The 15730-nt window shown below is 46.3% G+C and carries 16 protein-coding genes; 9 read left to right on the forward strand and 7 right to left on the reverse strand.

Features of this window, described 5'->3' with window-relative positions:
• From J4G07_13380 to J4G07_13395, 4 genes are all read right to left on the reverse strand, one after another.
• The coding region (locus J4G07_13380) for a hypothetical protein (protein MCE2414986.1) at positions 1-1657 on the reverse strand (1657 nt) is incomplete at its 3' end.
• A gap of 3 nt (positions 1658-1660) precedes the next feature.
• Positions 1661-2425 (reverse strand): ABC transporter ATP-binding protein, encoded by a 765-nt coding sequence (locus J4G07_13385; GenBank protein MCE2414987.1) that lies wholly within the window; start codon positions 2423-2425, stop codon positions 1661-1663.
• A gap of 69 nt (positions 2426-2494) precedes the next feature.
• Positions 2495-3160: a PspA/IM30 family protein gene (locus tag J4G07_13390; protein MCE2414988.1), complete on the reverse strand. Its 666-nt coding sequence runs from the start codon at positions 3158-3160 to the stop codon at positions 2495-2497.
• A gap of 197 nt (positions 3161-3357) precedes the next feature.
• A complete protein-coding gene (locus J4G07_13395; GenBank protein ID MCE2414989.1) occupies positions 3358-4239 on the reverse strand; it encodes a site-specific DNA-methyltransferase in 882 nt (293 codons plus the stop codon).
• Between the two features lie 113 nt (positions 4240-4352).
• Here J4G07_13395 and J4G07_13400 point away from each other — a divergent pair, with 113 nt between their 5' ends.
• From J4G07_13400 to lpxI, 7 genes are all read left to right on the forward strand, one after another.
• Positions 4353-4760, forward strand: coding sequence for a hypothetical protein (locus J4G07_13400; GenBank protein MCE2414990.1), 408 nt, complete (start codon positions 4353-4355; stop codon positions 4758-4760).
• Between the two features lie 109 nt (positions 4761-4869).
• Complete coding sequence (locus J4G07_13405; protein ID MCE2414991.1) at positions 4870-6648, forward strand: AarF/ABC1/UbiB kinase family protein; 1779 nt, start codon at positions 4870-4872, stop codon at positions 6646-6648.
• A gap of 192 nt (positions 6649-6840) precedes the next feature.
• The gene (gene ruvX / locus J4G07_13410; GenBank protein ID MCE2414992.1) at positions 6841-7287 is read left to right on the forward strand and encodes a Holliday junction resolvase RuvX; all 447 of its coding nucleotides are present in this window, start codon (positions 6841-6843) and stop codon (positions 7285-7287) included.
• 225 nt (positions 7288-7512) lie between these two features.
• Positions 7513-8628: an endolytic transglycosylase MltG gene (mltG, locus tag J4G07_13415; protein ID MCE2414993.1), complete on the forward strand. Its 1116-nt coding sequence runs from the start codon at positions 7513-7515 to the stop codon at positions 8626-8628.
• A 74-nt stretch (positions 8629-8702) separates the two neighbouring features.
• On the forward strand, positions 8703-9989 hold the full coding sequence (gene lpxC, locus J4G07_13420; GenBank protein MCE2414994.1) for a UDP-3-O-[3-hydroxymyristoyl] N-acetylglucosamine deacetylase: 1287 nt from the start codon (positions 8703-8705) through the stop codon (positions 9987-9989).
• Positions 9990-10086: 97 nt separating this feature from the next.
• The gene (gene lpxA, locus J4G07_13425; GenBank protein MCE2414995.1) at positions 10087-10968 is read left to right on the forward strand and encodes an acyl-ACP--UDP-N-acetylglucosamine O-acyltransferase; all 882 of its coding nucleotides are present in this window, start codon (positions 10087-10089) and stop codon (positions 10966-10968) included.
• A 284-nt stretch (positions 10969-11252) separates the two neighbouring features.
• A complete protein-coding gene (lpxI, locus tag J4G07_13430; GenBank protein MCE2414996.1) occupies positions 11253-12059 on the forward strand; it encodes a UDP-2,3-diacylglucosamine diphosphatase LpxI in 807 nt (268 codons plus the stop codon).
• Positions 12060-12137: 78 nt separating this feature from the next.
• On the opposite strand, the gene J4G07_13435 is transcribed toward lpxI, so the two are convergent.
• The gene (locus J4G07_13435) at positions 12138-12314 is read right to left on the reverse strand and encodes an Rdx family protein (GenBank protein ID MCE2414997.1); all 177 of its coding nucleotides are present in this window, start codon (positions 12312-12314) and stop codon (positions 12138-12140) included.
• 310 nt (positions 12315-12624) lie between these two features.
• Here J4G07_13435 and J4G07_13440 point away from each other — a divergent pair, with 310 nt between their 5' ends.
• Both J4G07_13440 and J4G07_13445 read left to right on the forward strand, forming a co-directional pair.
• Positions 12625-13425 (forward strand): TonB family protein, encoded by an 801-nt coding sequence (locus J4G07_13440; protein ID MCE2414998.1) that lies wholly within the window; start codon positions 12625-12627, stop codon positions 13423-13425.
• Between the two features lie 162 nt (positions 13426-13587).
• On the forward strand, positions 13588-14337 hold the full coding sequence (locus J4G07_13445) for an SDR family NAD(P)-dependent oxidoreductase (protein ID MCE2414999.1): 750 nt from the start codon (positions 13588-13590) through the stop codon (positions 14335-14337).
• A gap of 143 nt (positions 14338-14480) precedes the next feature.
• On the opposite strand, the gene J4G07_13450 is transcribed toward J4G07_13445, so the two are convergent.
• Together J4G07_13450 and J4G07_13455 are read right to left on the reverse strand one after the other, a co-directional pair.
• Positions 14481-14843, reverse strand: a complete 363-nt coding sequence (locus tag J4G07_13450; protein ID MCE2415000.1) for a DUF983 domain-containing protein — start codon at positions 14841-14843, stop codon at positions 14481-14483.
• Positions 14844-14983: 140 nt separating this feature from the next.
• Positions 14984-15664 carry a sugar transferase gene (locus J4G07_13455; GenBank protein ID MCE2415001.1) on the reverse strand — a complete coding sequence of 227 codons (681 nt, stop codon included), beginning with the start codon at positions 15662-15664 and terminating at the stop codon, positions 14984-14986.
• Positions 15665-15730 lie beyond the last annotated feature (66 nt).

Genomic DNA, 15730 nt, shown 5'->3' on the forward strand with positions numbered 1-15730 from the left:
CAACCAACAACTTACGGAGGTTCCCGACTCCCCATCTATAAGATATTCCGAATACACCTACAAGGAGAACTACCAACCCGACAAACGCAATAACACTTTCCGTATACCACGCTATTACCGGCGCGAGGACAAGTGTCACATCAATAATGAGCGTCACCGTGAACGTTAAAACCCGCAAGATCGGCTTCGGCTGATGTGTCAATTCCGCCATCCATGACAAAGTTCCAATCGCTGTATTCAAGGCACATGCTGTCGGGAGCGTTAAGATCGGCGTTAGTATCACCGGCATCCAAGCCCCCCTTGGAATTCGCAACAGGGAAACAGCAAATAGAGACCAGAATTCAGCATAAATCAACGCGCAGAGAAGCGCAGTCAGGAATTTACTCGTGAATACTAACTTCGGCGTAACAGGGGATGCTTTCAGCATCCACCATGTCTTTGCTTCATCTCGAAGACCGTTACAACTGATACCATAGGTAATAAGCATACTATAAAGAACTATCTGCACAGTGAGAACCAGCCCAGCATTCGTATCCGCACTACCCTCTTGCGCGAGTAAGATAGCGATGTGAATTACCAGAAACAGTGTAAGCATCACAATAGCAATTAGCCGTCCACTGTGCCTCACGAAAATTAGAAAGTCCTTTAGCATCATAGATCGCATCTTACCACGTCCGAACGTCTGCCGTATGCGTTCCAAACGCGATCCGTTAGATGAGCGCAAGCCTATAGAGCCTTGTGGGACAATAGTGCTCCGCACGGGTTTCCGCTTGGAAACCTTCAACTGCCGAATATTCTCCCAACCGCGCTGATAAATCAGTTGTGCGACAAGCGTTGCCACTCCGGCAGCGGCGAAACTTCCGCCGAAACCTCCCAATGCCCATCTCAACCGAACACCTATTGTGGATTCCGTCACCCAACTCAACAGAAGTTTCCCAATCCACTCGTGCGGATACCACGAAGCCGTCGCATCCGTCGTTCTCTCGGAAGCCCAATTGAGCAATAGTTGCTTTATATGGATCGGTTCAAACTCGAAAAACAGTGTCAACGATAACAGAAAACCTACCGTTACGCCGATTGCAGTACCGAGCACCTTGAGTGTCGCGAGGAGCCACCCAGACGAAAAGAAACGTGCGATCAACATCACGCTGATGGTGACATAACCGGCGATCATTATTAGAAGACACAAGCACACTGGAAATAGCACGGCATAGAAATGCCAGGGTAATTCAAATATCAGACCGAAGGCTACCCATGGAGGTCCCAGAAAACAGAGGATACTCAGAAAGCGCGTGATAGTGAGATGAATGAGCTTATATCCGAAAATCGCGACCGGTTGAACCGGTGCCGCGTGTAACAATGTGGTGTCCGGTGCTTCGTACAGATTTTTCAGCGAACTCTCCATCAATTCCTTGGCAACGACGATAATCCCAAAGACCATGAACCCATTAATTACACCCAGTAGAAGCGTTGGTTCTGCCTCAGTAAGCCGTAAATGCGTGAAAAGGGAGTTACCTAACACCGATAGGGCAACGATAAAGACGAGATAGCCTACGCCCTTTAAAGCGGCTTTCCGCCACGCTTCCCGATCGCCCCTAAAACCATTCAACCACCCTTGCAAATCCGCTCTTAGCAGAATTATCACATTTTTTAACATTTTTTAACTATTGGCTTCTGCCGTAAGATCGAGGAAAATATCCTCAAGCGTCTCTGTCCCGTCCTGACTGCCATTGACAGGTCGTCCGTGGCACCCCTGCTGTTTCTGCTGCAATTCCGCAAGGGTCCCGACAGCCATCAGTTGCCCCTTACTGATAATACCAACTCTATCGCAAATACGTTCGGCAATTTCCAGAATGTGTGTCGTCATAAACACAGTAGATCCCTGCTCACAACGTTCTCGCAAGATTTCCCTGACAGTGCGGGCACTCCTCGGATCCAAGCCACTAGTCGGTTCATCAAGGAAAAGAATTTGCGGATGATGCACAAGGACCGAGATGAGCAGGATTTTCTTTTGCATGCCGTAAGAATATCCCTTGATTTGATCGTCAGCAGCATCGGTAAGTTCGAGTTGCTCAAGTAGCACACCCATCTCATTTTCGGCTTGCCCCGGCGGCACTTCATATAAGTCCGATATCATCCGGACAAACTGTTTACCACTCAATGCTTCATACAGTTGAGGCGTATCGGGCATCAGTCCAAGAATCGCTTTCGCCTGTAAACTCTGCTTCTGAATGTCATAACCGCCAAGGGTTGCAGTGCCAGAGGTCGGACGGAGCAAACCGGTGAGAATATTGATGGTCGTCGTTTTTCCCGCTCCATTAGGTCCAAGGAACCCGAATATTTCACCGGCCTCTACCGAAAGTGTCAATGCATCCACAGCACACAATTTACCGAAATATTTCGTCAAACTTAAGGTTTTAATCATTTGTTTATAGTTTAGGGTTGCGTAGCAACCCGCACCGGCAACTGTCCCTCTGACGACCACTAAAAAAGGCTATTCACAACGATCGCCTAAGACATCTCTTTTAAGTTCTGCCAGAGACTGGTCGAGGTTGGAACTATCCGCACCTTTTTTCACATTAGCGGCATCACTGCGATTTCGGTTTTTCCACATTTCTGCCTTTTTCTCCGTTGTTTTTAATTTTTCTTCAGACCGCGCCAAAGCAGTGGAGATCGCATTTTCCGCTGCCGCGATCAATTGATAGAGTTCCGAGCGCGTTTTTGCTTGTTTCTGACGGTGGAATAGATTCTCAGCGTGCTCCGCTGTGCTTTGGAACAGCTGATAAAATTCGTGAAGTGCTGTTTTGAGGGTCGTTACGACTGCCGCCTGAGCAGCAATTTGACGTTCATAACCATCTGCGAGGTTCAGGTAGTGTTGCCTGCGGTGTTGTGCCTCGCTTGCACGTGCTATATCCTGATTCTGTAAAGCAGCGTCAGCTTTTTCATCCCATACGTTCGCAGTATCAACAGCCTCCTGATAGGCGCGTTTGAGCGTCTCTTCATCTGCGATTGCTATTGCTACCAGATCTTTTGCCTCATCAAGTCGCACTTTCATGTCAACGATGATTTTATCAAGCATCGATTCGCCACCGTCCACTGCTTCCAGAAATTGGTTTATATTTTCTCGAACCTGTTCTGAAATTTCCTTAAGCGTTTTCATTATCGTCGCCTCCATCGTTCATTATATCCAGTTCACCGACGAAAATCAAGCGGAAACTTCTATCTTTATCAAGATCCAGACCCGTTCGCACCTATCGTCACAATGTGGAACTTACTCTTATTAGAACACAGACCTTCAAAAAGATAGTGAAAGAAAAAATTTCTGACTTTTGGACGGAATGCGAAAATCAGATACCGTTATTTTATTTGACGCTGGCACAATGCCGCATAATCAGTATTGACGAGTTCGACACCATAACGAGCCATTCTATCCATGATTAGGCGGATTGCGGGCATATTATCATCGATTAAAATTGAGGAGCAGCCGTGTAGTGCTGCAGCTTCACCGAATGTGCCGCTGCCAGCAAAAAAATCTAAAAGGGTATCACCGGACGATGAATGCACCTTGACAACACGATTGAGAATCCCGAGTGGTTTCTGTGTTGGATAGCCCGTCTTCTCATTACCATTGGTGCTAACAATGGTATGCCACCAGACATCGGTTGGCGTTTTACCTCGCGCCGCCTTCGCTTTGCCGACTAATCCAGGTGCCATATACGGAATTCTGTCCATCTCATCGAAATTAAAGGTGTAGTGCTCAGGCGTTTTAGCATACCATAAAATATTATCGTGTTTGGCGGGCCACCTCGACTTGGGTCTCCCACCGTAATCGTAAGCCCAAATAATCTCATTGACGAAAGATTCTCGCCCGAAAATCTCATCAAGCATCACTTTACAATAATGCACCTCACGATAATCGATATGGAGGAAGAAACTACCGTTCGGATGAAGCACACGATACGCCTCTTCAAAACGAGGTCGCAAAAATTGTAAATAGGCATCCGAACTCTCAAACCTATCAGTGTAGTGCGTGGTCTTTCCTTTGCGGGTGCGGTATGTCCTTCCTTGGAAGCCAACCCGATCACCATCGGCATCTGGTTCTACTTGGATCTCTGTCCGCTTTTGGCGTTTTCCCGTGTTAAACGGTGGATCAATATAAATCAGGTTGATACTTTCATCAGAAACATACTTCTGAAGAATTTCAAGATTATCGCCATAATAAAGTTGATGCTTAGACATTGATCTCCTGTTCTTTACTAAAGTTTGGACAATTTTAAGAATTAAGATGCGAGAAAGCAGAAAAGCAGGTATCCTTTCATAAAACATATCCGTGTTTTGAAAGGAAGGCAAAAATGCACCTGCTTCTCCACTTAGAAAGTATTGTATCGGATTTTCGACATTTATTCAATCAACAAAACTTTGTGCTGTTCCAAGCGTTCATCTATGGGTTTATTATCCATACAGGCGAGGGAACCTTGACACAGCTTTACCAGTTGGGTGTTTCACAGACGCGATATTGGTCTTTTCCAAAGTTCCTTTCTCGAGGGAAATGGGACGCAGATGCCGTTGCCGCACACCTCATCGGATCTATCCAACGCGTCTTTGACACGTGGGTTTATGTCTATGATGAGACCAAGGCCCTGAAGACCGGCAAAACCCAATGGGGGTTGCATTTTTTTCCCAACTTCAGTTATCAAAAGCATCGCGTGAATGCATCGAAGTTCCATTACGGGCATGAGTTTGGGGCCCTCGGTTTATGATTATGTTCACGAATGTTTGTGCGCATGAAATTTTCCTTGACTCCACACAATTTTTCGTGTAAAATTTCTAAGAGCGATATTGTCAGACTTATAAAGAGACGAAAACCTCATGCGTATTCTGAATCTGAATCGTAAACTCAAAAGCGCGAAACGTCTGCCTGAGATCGTTAGCATCCTTGCGAGACACGGCTTCGGACATATCATCTCTCAAATTTTTGAGCGAGGACGGACACGTCGTTTCAGACTCAAAAGCATGTTCACACGAAAGGCGAGAGAAGATACCCACTCCGAGAAATCAAGATGGTGGGATTTCCGAAAGGCGAGAAAGGATTCAGATGAAAACACTTCAGGGACACCGCTATCTGTTCCAGAGCGTTTGCGGCTTGCGTTTGAGGAGTTGGGACCAACGTTCGTTAAATTAGGACAAGTTCTCAGCACCCGAGTGGACATTCTCTCTGAGCTCGTTGGACAAGAAGAAGCATTGGCGTGGAGCACGGAGTTCCAGAAATTGCAACGACACGCACAGTCGTTCGATTTCTCGGAGGTTCGCACCACCATTGAACAGGAATTCAAATTGCCGCTTGAGAAGGTCTTCTTAACCTATGAAGAACAACCACTTGCGGCGGCTTCAATTGCACAGGTGCACGCAGCAACGTTAGAGACAGGTGAGCCAGTAGTCGTTAAAGTCCAACGTCCACGCGTGGCAACGATCATTCAGACGGACCTCAACCTGTTGATGGAATTAGCAGAACGGCTTGAGAATCGAGACCCAGAGATGCATCTCTTCAAACCCACTGAACTTGTCCGAGAATTCTCACGCTCAATTCGGAAGGAGATCGATTTTACAATCGAAGCCGCGAACACAGATGCTTTCCATCAGAGGTTCGCGACATCATCAAAGGTAAAAATTCCCAGAGTTTATTGGGAATTCACGAATCGTCGTGTTCTGACTTTGGAACGGATTGATGGTGTGCCAATCAACGCGATCGCCCAATTGGATGAGATGGGGTTCGATCGGGTGGAACTCGCAGAAACGCTCGTGGAAATGTTCTACACACAGGTACTGAGCGATGGATTTTTTCACGCGGATCCGCATCCGGGAAACATCTTCGTTTTAGAGGATGGACGGATCGGACTGGTAGACTTCGGCATGGTGGGTAGGATAAGTAACGATATGCTGCGGCATATCTGCAATTGGCTGAGTGCCGTTTTAACCAAAGACGCAGATGCAGTCGTTAGAAGCTACATCCGAATGGGTATTTTGGGGGATGAAACAGATATCGCAGCGTTAAAGTTAGAAATGAACGATTTTTTAGAGCGTCATTTCAATATGCCGCCGAGTAGACTTCGTCTCGGCGACGTAATCCACGAAATTTTCAATGCATCATTGCGTCATCAAATTCATGTGCCATCCGCCTTTTTAATGCTTGGCAAGACGGTCGCGACGGTTGAATCGGTTGTAATGAAACTGCATCCTGATTTTGATATTTTGAAATTCAGCCAACCGTATATTGCACAATTTCTCCTCCAAAATTTTGGAAGTAAACGGTGGGAGCGGCAGATAGCAGATTCCATGGAAGATTTTACGGAATTGGTCCGCGACACGCCTCTTCAACTGCACCGCATTTTGCAAAAATTACAACGAGGTTCTCTTAAATTTGAGCTTGAACATCTAAGTCTTGAAGCCGTGATTAAAGTTTTCGACCGAGTCGTCAATCGGATCGCTTTTAGCCTTATCATTGCTTCATTGATTGTAGGTTCGTCGATTATCTTACAAGTTGCTGAAATCTGGGAATGGAAGTTTTTTCTTGGGATTATGGGCTATCTGACTGCGACCTTTTTTGGATTCGGATTGGTAATCTCTATTTTGCGTTCGGGTCGCTTCTAAATAGTTATCAGCACGCTCACTACATTCGTTTTCAGACGAATTTTCTACGAAAATCTTTTCAGTTTTCAGTGAAGAGGTTTTCATTCAACAGAAACCTCTTGTTACTGACCGCTGATGACTGACGGCTATTCTCGCTGATCACTGTTAACTGCTCTCACTGCGAGGCATGATAAGTAATAAAAGGGATTGGTTATGGCAATTTTACTCGGATTAGATGTCGGTGATACTCGGATTGGTGTTGCGCTCAGTGACTCGCTTGGTGTTGCGGCACATCCACTGTGCACGCTAACCCGAAAAAATCGGCAGGTTGATTTAATTGCTATCTCGGATCTCGTTTCTATCCACAAGGTGGAATGTGTCGTGATCGGCTTGCCTATCTCTCTCGATGGTTCTATTGGTACGCAAGCGAAGAAGACTCAGAAGTTTGCACAACGTTTGGAGCACGTCATCGACATTCCGATCAAATTTCAGGATGAACGTTTTACAACCGCTGAAGCAGAAGATATTTTGCGTGAACTTAACAAAGACGCAAAAGCACAAAAAGAAATTATTGATGAGGTAGCAGCGGTAATTATTCTCACAGACTATTTGAATAACGAGCGAGAGATGGATCCGACAGCATTTGCAGAGCATTCCTGATCTTCCATTCGGATATGCTAAGGTGTTCCAGGGACGCCCAACAATTTTCTAACCAAGGGTCAAATGCTCATTGCTTCATGATGGTCTTTTCTAAGAAATGTAGGATAGCGTTCTCAGCAAAAACCGTGGTCCCACCGGTTACTGGAAAGAGATACTGCGGAAGGGCATCGGAATGCAGTGGAGCACAAGTTATAGGACTTATCATTTAAAGAATTATAAAGATACATGGAGCCTGCACAAAGAGAACCGAGAGCAGAAGGGTCTTCAGAAAGCCCAAACGGTCTTTCTTCATCTGCCCAATCACCAAGTCATCAAGATACCTCTCTCTCAACAACACGAACAATTAAGATAGGTATACTGACGCTCTGCTGTTTTGGTGCTCTCTGCCTGATCATCCTGTTGATAGGGGTATCCCTGACGCGACCGCCTACATCGTCAGAGGAAATTGTCAATTTTGACGTGCCAGCAGGGAGCAGTTCTCGGACAATAGCAAAGCGATTAACTGAACAAAAGTTGATCCGCAGCGAACTTGCCTTTCGTTTAGCTGTTCGATATAGAGGGACTGGTAAACGTCTACAAGCTGGAACCTATGTGTTACGACGGAACATGGCACTGTGGGATCTACTGGATGAATTTGAAAAGGGGCAGGTTACGCTGGTTAGCTGGACGGTGCCAGAGGGTTTAACAACATCCGCCATTGCTGAACTTTGGGAAACGAGCGGTTTTGGCACAGCCGAGGCATTTCGGAAAGCCTCTGAATCCCAGCATTTGTTGGAGCAGTATGGGCTTACAGACAAAACTGTAGAGGGCTATCTTTTTCCGAATACGTACAAATTCGCAAAAGGCACAACAACTGAGAAAGTTGTTGAGATGATGCTTGATGAATTTAAACAGCAGTGGACGGAAAAATTTGACGAGGAGGCACAAAATTTAGGGCGTACCCGTCACGAAATCGTAACGCTTGCTTCTATCATTGAAAAAGAAGCACAATTTCGACTGGAACGTCCCCGTATCTCAAGTGTCTTCCATAACCGGCTCACACGAAAGTGGAAACTTCAGGCAGATCCGACGGTGCTTTATGCCTTAGGAAACCCAGAAAGCCCCTTAACGAAAGCCGATTTACAGGTGGATTCGCCTTATAACACCTATAGATACAAGGGTTTACCCCCTGGTCCCATTGCAAATCCAGGTATTGATTCAATTGTAGCTGCACTGCGTCCCGAAAAAACAGCCTATCTCTACTTCGTAGCGATAGGCGAAGGAAAGCACCACTTTTCAAAGACGCTTTCAGAACATAATAGAATGATACGAAAAACGCGGCGTGCTTCTCGTAAGCAGTAGGTGTGTTTGATAACAACTATACATCTTCTCACTTAGAAGATTAAAACTCAAGCCACAGAAAGTGATAAAAGCACATGGCAAAAGCTGATTCACAGCAAACAATTCAAAGCGAAATAATAATGACAGGAAAAGGGTTAATGTTAGGAGAACCTGTGACATTAACCTTGAAACCAGCACCCGCGGATTCCGGCATCGTCTTTCGACGGGTGGATATCGCTGGTGTTCCAGAAGTGAAGGTATGTCAGGAAAACTGGGCAGATATTCTGCCTCGATGTACCAGTTTACGCAGCGGTGATACAACTGTTAGCAGCATTGAACACATCCTCTCAGCACTCGGTGGTCTCGGCGTTGACAACGCGACAGTGGAACTTGACGCGTCGGAACCGCCTGGGCTTGATGGGAGTGCGGTGCCATACGTGGAAAATGTTCAAGCAGTAGGACTTGTCCCACAAGATGTACCACGGAAGTTTATTGAGGTCACAGAACCGTTTGCGCTTTCTGTAGCGGATAAGCAACTCGTGTTGCTACCTTCCGACGCGTTAGAGGTAACATTTGTTTACGCACACCCGCAGACGAAACCACAAACAGCAACATTCAATATAACCCCAGAATCATACGCTTCCGATATCGCGCCAGCGCGGAGTTTCTGTTTCGAAGATGAAATTGAAGCACTACAAGCACTCGGTATTGGAAAAGGCGCAAACTACGATAACGTCCTTGTTATCAATGCCGCAGGTGAATCCAGCACACCATTGCGGTTTGAAGACGAGTTCGTTCGACATAAAATGCTTGATCTGATTGGCGATCTCTATTTAGCCGGACACATGCCAAAGGCACATGTTCTCGCGATGCGGACTGGACACATGTTCCACGCGGAATTTGTGCAAGCCCTCGCTGCGGCAGGTCACCTTCAGCAGGCACCAGTTCAAGAACCGATCGAAGTAATGGATATCTATGAAGTGTTACCGCACCGACATCCTATGTGCATGGTCGATAGAGTTATTGAATACGAAAGTAAAAAGCGCGCCGTAGGCATCAAGAATGTGACTTATAACGAACCGATTTTTGAGGGACATTTCCCGACGCGCCCTGTGATGCCAGGCGTGTTACAAATCGAAGCACTCGCACAACTCGCTGCATGGCTCGTGCTTCGAGACATCGGTAAAGAAGGTGAACTTGGTTATTTTCGCTCAATCAACAAGGCAACATTCCGACGCGCAGTCATTCCGGGGGACCAACTCCGATTGGAAATAGAAGTCGCCCAACTACGAAGCAGAATTGCACGCATTGAAGGACGCGTTTACGTAGAAGACAAACTCGCTACAGAGGCAGAACTGTCAATCGTATTGGCATCTGCCTGATTTATGGCTTTCGGCTTTCAGCTTTCAGCTTTCAGCAAAGAGGGTTTCTAACGACCAGCAGTTCCCTATTTGATTTGAGAGTTTCAGAAAATCGAAAATGGGCCCGCCGACGGCTGATTGCCGACTGCCGACTGCCAATATAAACGGAGGGACATCTGTGTTAGAAACCAGCATTCACCCTACGGCTATTATCTCTCCAAAAGCAACATTGGAAGAAGGGGTTAAGATTGGACCTTACAGTCTTGTCGGTGAAGATGTCCATATAGGGCGCGGTACCGTGATCGGTCCGCACGTTCAGATCGAAAAATGGACAACTATTGGCGAAGAATGCAAAATCTTCTTCGGGGCTACCATCGGTAACGAATCCAAAGATCTGAAGTATGGGGGTTGGCGAAGTTACGTGAAAATTGGGAACCGCAATATACTCCGCGAATACGTCTCTATCTCCAGGTCATCTTTTGAAGAGGAAGCAACTATCGTTGGAGACAATAATTTGCTGATGAATTGGGTTAACCTCGCACACGATACCATCGTCGGTAACCGAATAATCATGGCAAACTTTGTCTCGCTTGCGGGGCATGTCGTGATTGAAGATGATGTTCGACTGGGGGCGCATGCGGCACTGCACCAATACGTGCGCGTAGGCAAAATGGCAATGGCAGGGGGTTTCTCAAAAATTGTGCAGGATATACCACCTTTTGCTCTTTCCGCCGGACAACCGGCGCGTGTTCGGGATCTCAACCGCATCGGTATCCGAACCTCACGGATTAACCCTTTATCACAGCTCACACCTGAAACACTCGCGGCATTAAAGAAGGCGTTTCGCATCTTGTTCCGATCGGGACTACCACTCAAGCATGCCGTCACCAGAGTCAGAGAAGCACTTGAGTCTACGCCGGAAGTTGAATATTTACTCAAATTTATAGAAACCTCTAAACGTGGCATAGGGTTTAGTCAACCGAATCGTACGTTTTTTTAATGTTCCTTGCGATTCGGTCAGACGGTTTTGATGGATGAAGTGTCTTTCCGTATATCCGTTCTCCAAATGTAAAGCAAAGACAAATTATACCATTTAAGGAAACCTAATTTCATTACGAACTACGGGTTTGGGTTTATCCAAGACAGCAGCCTTCAACAATACGCAGAAATCCGCAGAAACACTCTATCAAAAACCCCAAGCAAAAACACGCAGGCGGATATACGCAGAGCAACGCACTTCAAGGTTCAAACGGCCGCCGTTTCTCCGTAAGGAACACTTAAAAAATGGAAAAATTGGGTATTATTGCAGGCACAGGTGAACTACCAGTGCTATTAGCACGTGCCGCTGTTGCCCATGGACGACAACCCGTTATTATCCAAATCACCAAGTCTGATGCGCAACGCTTTGCTGGAATCGAATGCGAACTTCATACGTATGGCGTGGGCCAGATTCAAAAGATCGCCCGAACGCTTCTCAACTCAGGCGTGAAAGAGGTAGTAGTCATCGGGAAAGTCGAAAAAAACATCCTCCTTCGACCCTTTCAAATTGATACGACCACCCTTAAAATTCTCGTACAGCACCGACGCGAAAAACCTTCCGTAATCGTCAACGCAGCACTTAACCACCTCGAATCCGCTGGACTTACCATCCTCACGCAAGATCAGTACCTCCAACACCTTCTTCCACAACCGAGCGTTTTAACAACTCGACAACCGACCGCGAGCCAATGGACAGATATTGAACTCGGTATCAATATCGCTCGCCAGATAGCAAACATGGATATCGGGCAAACGGTTGTGGTTAAAAATCAGATTGTCCTTGCTATGGAAGCTATTGAGGGGACAGACGCTACCATCCAGAGGGGTGGAAACTTGGGAAAGCAGGGAATCGTTGTTGCGAAAGCCGCCGCCGAGAACCACGATTTTCGTATTGATGTACCGACGGTGGGGATGCAAACACTTAAGGTGCTGCATCAAGTTAAAGCGAGTGTTTTAGCAGTGGAAGCGCGGCGAACTTTTGTGATGGATGCTGATATGCTGATTCAACAAGCAGACCGGTGGAAGATCGCAATCATTGCGGTAGAGTCATAAAAAAAGACGGAGGGTTTGTCCGGCAAGCCTCCATAAGCTCACGCACTATAACCACCTCCGCCTTTCCAAAGACGCTATTTATGCCGCCGCGTCCATTGCGGTTGTAATCTGCTCTGTCGTCGGAAATTGTCCGGTTTCTAACTTAGAATAGAGTAGTGTTCCGTTCACAGAGACTTCAAAAGCTCCACCACTACCAGGGATCAGATCGACTGTTTTAATCGCCGCACCATATTTCTGCTTCAAGGCATCTGCCAAACTGGCTGCCCGTGGCTGGTAGTTTCAGGCGGTGCAGTATTCAATTCTCACTTCCATGGTATTATCCCTCCTCATTAATTCTGAGATTGCCTATCACGATGGATTCAATTGTCTATTTTAAAATTTTACAACAAATACGGGAAAATTGCAAGTTTTTTCGTTTCTTTACAAATTAGCGAAGATTGGCATGAATTTTGCTAAATTAGCGTAAATACTCGTTCCGTTTGCAGAAACGAATTCGTAAAATATACACGACCGCCGTGCTGAGCGCAACTCACCGATGCGAACTCAGCGAATAGGTGTTTAAATTATGAACAGGTCTATCCAATTTCTGAACAAGTCTCTATCTTTATCTATCTGCGTTCACTTGATAGGTGTTGCAATTGCAGCACTATCTATCATCGGCACAGTAGATAGACATGGCGATGCAATTGTCGCTGAATTCGTCTCGTTCCCAGAGACAAAACCTATGCTTGAACCACGTCGGAAACTCAAAGTGCCAACATTAACACAGATAGATTTCATTCGTTCACAGCCACAGCGTATCCAAACGATTTCAGAAGTCGCCCACACACCACAAAGCCAGACACAACTCGTTGTTGATACGCTCCCAGTTTCGACTGTTCATCAGACAACACCGATAGAAATTGGAATAGACGGTGTGAAAACGCTTCAGGGTAGTTTATCTCTTCGGGCTCCGGATCGTGGTTCACAGTCGATCCGTCTGACCTCCAAACAGATACCACGTCCAGAGTGGACATTGACACCAACCGTCATTGCGAGTGCTGAAGTCTCCGAACTCCCATCAGTTCCAGCACTGCGGAACGAACCGACACAAGATGCCCGGTTTTTTCGTAAAGTGGACCCTATATATCCCGAATCTGCTCGCCTTTCCCACAAGGAGGGACTCGTTGTGCTTGAAGCGACAATCGGTACAGATGGTATAGCGAGAAACATCAAAGTTATCAAGGTGATCGAGGTTAGTGGGTTAGGCTGTGAAGAAGCGGCAATTACGGCACTCAAAGCGTCCCGATTCGTGCCAGCGAAACAGGGCAAAGAGGTTGTCAGTCAGCGTCTCCGTATTCCGTACCGTTTTCAGTTTAAAAGTTAGATACCTCCGCGGCGATCTCCTATCCAACGTCGTAAACTTCACATGTGTCTTCCGTTGCGTCAAGACAAAAATACTTGCACTATCAACACATCCCACCTATAATCTTCACTATCGAATTTAATGATATGGAGAATATTTCCGCCATTGCCAAGGAGACAAACTATGGATATTCGACTTAACGATAAAGTGGCTGTGATTACTGGGGCATCTACTGGTATTGGCGCTGCAACGGCGATTGAATATGCTAAAGCAGGCGCGAAAGTCGTTTTCGGCGACATCAATGAAGAAGGTGCTCAGAAAACACTCGATACAATCGGTGAGGCAGATGGGATTGCTAAGTTTCAACGTACCGATGTCACCGTCGAAACGGAAGTGGCGGATTTGATGGAAACCGCTGATAGGGAATACGGTGGGATTGACCTCTTGATAACTTCCGCAGGTGTTCTGCGTGGACCGAGCGTCCGCATCGATGATTTTGAAGCTGCAACCTTTGATTCAGTTATCGACGTGAATCTCAAAGGCACTTTTTTTGCTCTCAAACATGCTGTCCCAATAATGAAACGAGGCGGTGGTGTTATTATGTGTATCGCCTCTGGTGCCGGGGTTCGCGGTGGTAGTTCCTCGGTTGCTTATGCTTCCAGCAAGGGTGGTGTCAATGGTCTTGTAATGACGGTAGAAAATCAGGTTGCGTCAATGAACATCCGTATGCATACTATCTGTCCTGGCGGACTTGCGACCCCACTTAAACTCGGACAGATCGCAGAATCGGCGAAGCGGGATGGACAAGATCCAGATGCGGCGGTCGCTAATGCCCGCAACTCACTTGGTGATCCAGCAGGTGTCGCGCGGGTACTCACGTTCCTTGCTTCCGATGCAGGCTCATACACTCGCGGGCAGATTTTCACGAGATAATTTTTTAACGATTGGGTTTTCGCTCCGATTTTCCAGCTCCATATGCTAATCGCTATGCGGATTCCTGTGAAAATCGGGTCTTCGATGAATGTGAACGACATCAGCAGAAGTTAACGGACTTCAAGAATCTCCATCCATTGGTATTAGGATGAAAAGATATAGTCAAAGTTCAGCCACATACTTTTTGAATAACGATAGAAGATAACGGGGAAGATCGCTGAAAAGAGTGCCCACACACTTAAATTAACGTAGAAAGGAATAGAAGTTAACGCCTCAAATAGGAAATAGCTTGAAAAAGCGATAAGGACTGTCGCGCCGTAGTTAATGTACATCGCGCCGATAAAGTAACCGGATTCTCGTTCAAACTTCAATTCACATACTGCGCAATGGGTGCACATCCTGAAATATGTTTGAAACAGCGCGCCTTTACCGCATCGAGGGCATTTCAGTTGAAAACTGCATTTCAGAATTCTACCGAGTTTTTTAATTTTACCTTGCGGAGTCATAGCGGAAAGTTGCTAATGAAGTACCTTTCTTAAATCTGAAGAAACACCCAAGCAAAAACCCCTCCATTACATTACGGGCTCAGAGTTGCGTGTTAAAAAACACACAGATTTTCAAACCCAATCGTGAAGAAATGATTGCGTTAATAGGTGTTGTTATCCCAAAAGACTTTGAAGGTTCGGAGGAGTATTTTAAAATCGTTCCAGAAAGATAGATTCTCAATGTACTTCAAATCAACAGGGATGCCATCTCGGATTGATCCTTGTCGATGTGGACTTAGCTGCCAGAGACCTGTCATCCCGGGACGGACGAGGTGGCGTTGATTTTCCCACGACTCATAATGCTCGGCAAGAAAAGGCATTTCTGGACGCGGACCCACCAGACTCATTTCACCTTTTAGCACATTGAAAAGCTGGGGCAACTCATCCAAACTCGTTTTACGGAGCCATTTGCCGACCGGCGTAATGCGTTTGTCATCAATTGCACCGGGTTTCTCGGAATAGGAAGGCGTATCCACATGGAGACTCCGAAACTTGTGGATAATAAATAGTTCGTTTTTTAAACCAACTCGCTTGTGTGAGAAAAAGACGTCCCCGCGTGAAGTGAGCTTAATGAGAATGGCAATCAACACCATTAGAGGAGCAAAGATAATAATAAGGAAAAATGCAGCAATAGCATCAAACAAATGTTTGCCACGCGTTGCGTAGAAAGAGGAGAGTCGTTCCACAAGAGTCCCTGTTTTTGATATTTTTGGCGAAGCTTGCAAGCCCGTTCCGCTTGCATCTTTTCCTATCTGGTCTATGCTTCTTGATAGGAATGGCATGGTTAATTCCTCTATCGCGATCCAAATGTTAGGCGCAGGTTTGCGAGGTTACACTAACTTGCATAG

Source organism: Candidatus Poribacteria bacterium (genome assembly GCA_021295715.1).
Lineage (GTDB): Bacteria > Poribacteria > WGA-4E > WGA-4E > WGA-3G > WGA-3G.

Excerpts from the sequence above, each read along its gene's own strand:
- J4G07_13385 (MCE2414987.1), bottom strand. The coding sequence starts at position 2,425 with ATGATTAAAACCTTAAGTTTGACGAAATATTTCGGTAAATTGTGTGCT.
- J4G07_13390 (MCE2414988.1), bottom strand. The coding sequence starts at position 3,160 with ATGAAAACGCTTAAGGAAATTTCAGAACAGGTTCGAGAAAATATAAAC.
- J4G07_13395 (MCE2414989.1), bottom strand. The coding sequence starts at position 4,239 with ATGTCTAAGCATCAACTTTATTATGGCGATAATCTTGAAATTCTTCAG.
- J4G07_13400 (MCE2414990.1), top strand. The coding sequence starts at position 4,353 with ATGCACCTGCTTCTCCACTTAGAAAGTATTGTATCGGATTTTCGACAT.
- J4G07_13405 (MCE2414991.1), top strand. The coding sequence starts at position 4,870 with ATGCGTATTCTGAATCTGAATCGTAAACTCAAAAGCGCGAAACGTCTG.
- ruvX (MCE2414992.1), top strand. The coding sequence starts at position 6,841 with ATGGCAATTTTACTCGGATTAGATGTCGGTGATACTCGGATTGGTGTT.
- mltG (MCE2414993.1), top strand. The coding sequence starts at position 7,513 with ATGGAGCCTGCACAAAGAGAACCGAGAGCAGAAGGGTCTTCAGAAAGC.
- lpxC (MCE2414994.1), top strand. The coding sequence starts at position 8,703 with ATGGCAAAAGCTGATTCACAGCAAACAATTCAAAGCGAAATAATAATG.
- lpxA (MCE2414995.1), top strand. The coding sequence starts at position 10,087 with ATGGGCCCGCCGACGGCTGATTGCCGACTGCCGACTGCCAATATAAAC.
- lpxI (MCE2414996.1), top strand. The coding sequence starts at position 11,253 with ATGGAAAAATTGGGTATTATTGCAGGCACAGGTGAACTACCAGTGCTA.
- J4G07_13440 (MCE2414998.1), top strand. The coding sequence starts at position 12,625 with ATGAACAGGTCTATCCAATTTCTGAACAAGTCTCTATCTTTATCTATC.
- J4G07_13445 (MCE2414999.1), top strand. The coding sequence starts at position 13,588 with ATGGATATTCGACTTAACGATAAAGTGGCTGTGATTACTGGGGCATCT.
- J4G07_13450 (MCE2415000.1), bottom strand. The coding sequence starts at position 14,843 with ATGACTCCGCAAGGTAAAATTAAAAAACTCGGTAGAATTCTGAAATGC.
- J4G07_13455 (MCE2415001.1), bottom strand. The coding sequence starts at position 15,664 with ATGCCATTCCTATCAAGAAGCATAGACCAGATAGGAAAAGATGCAAGC.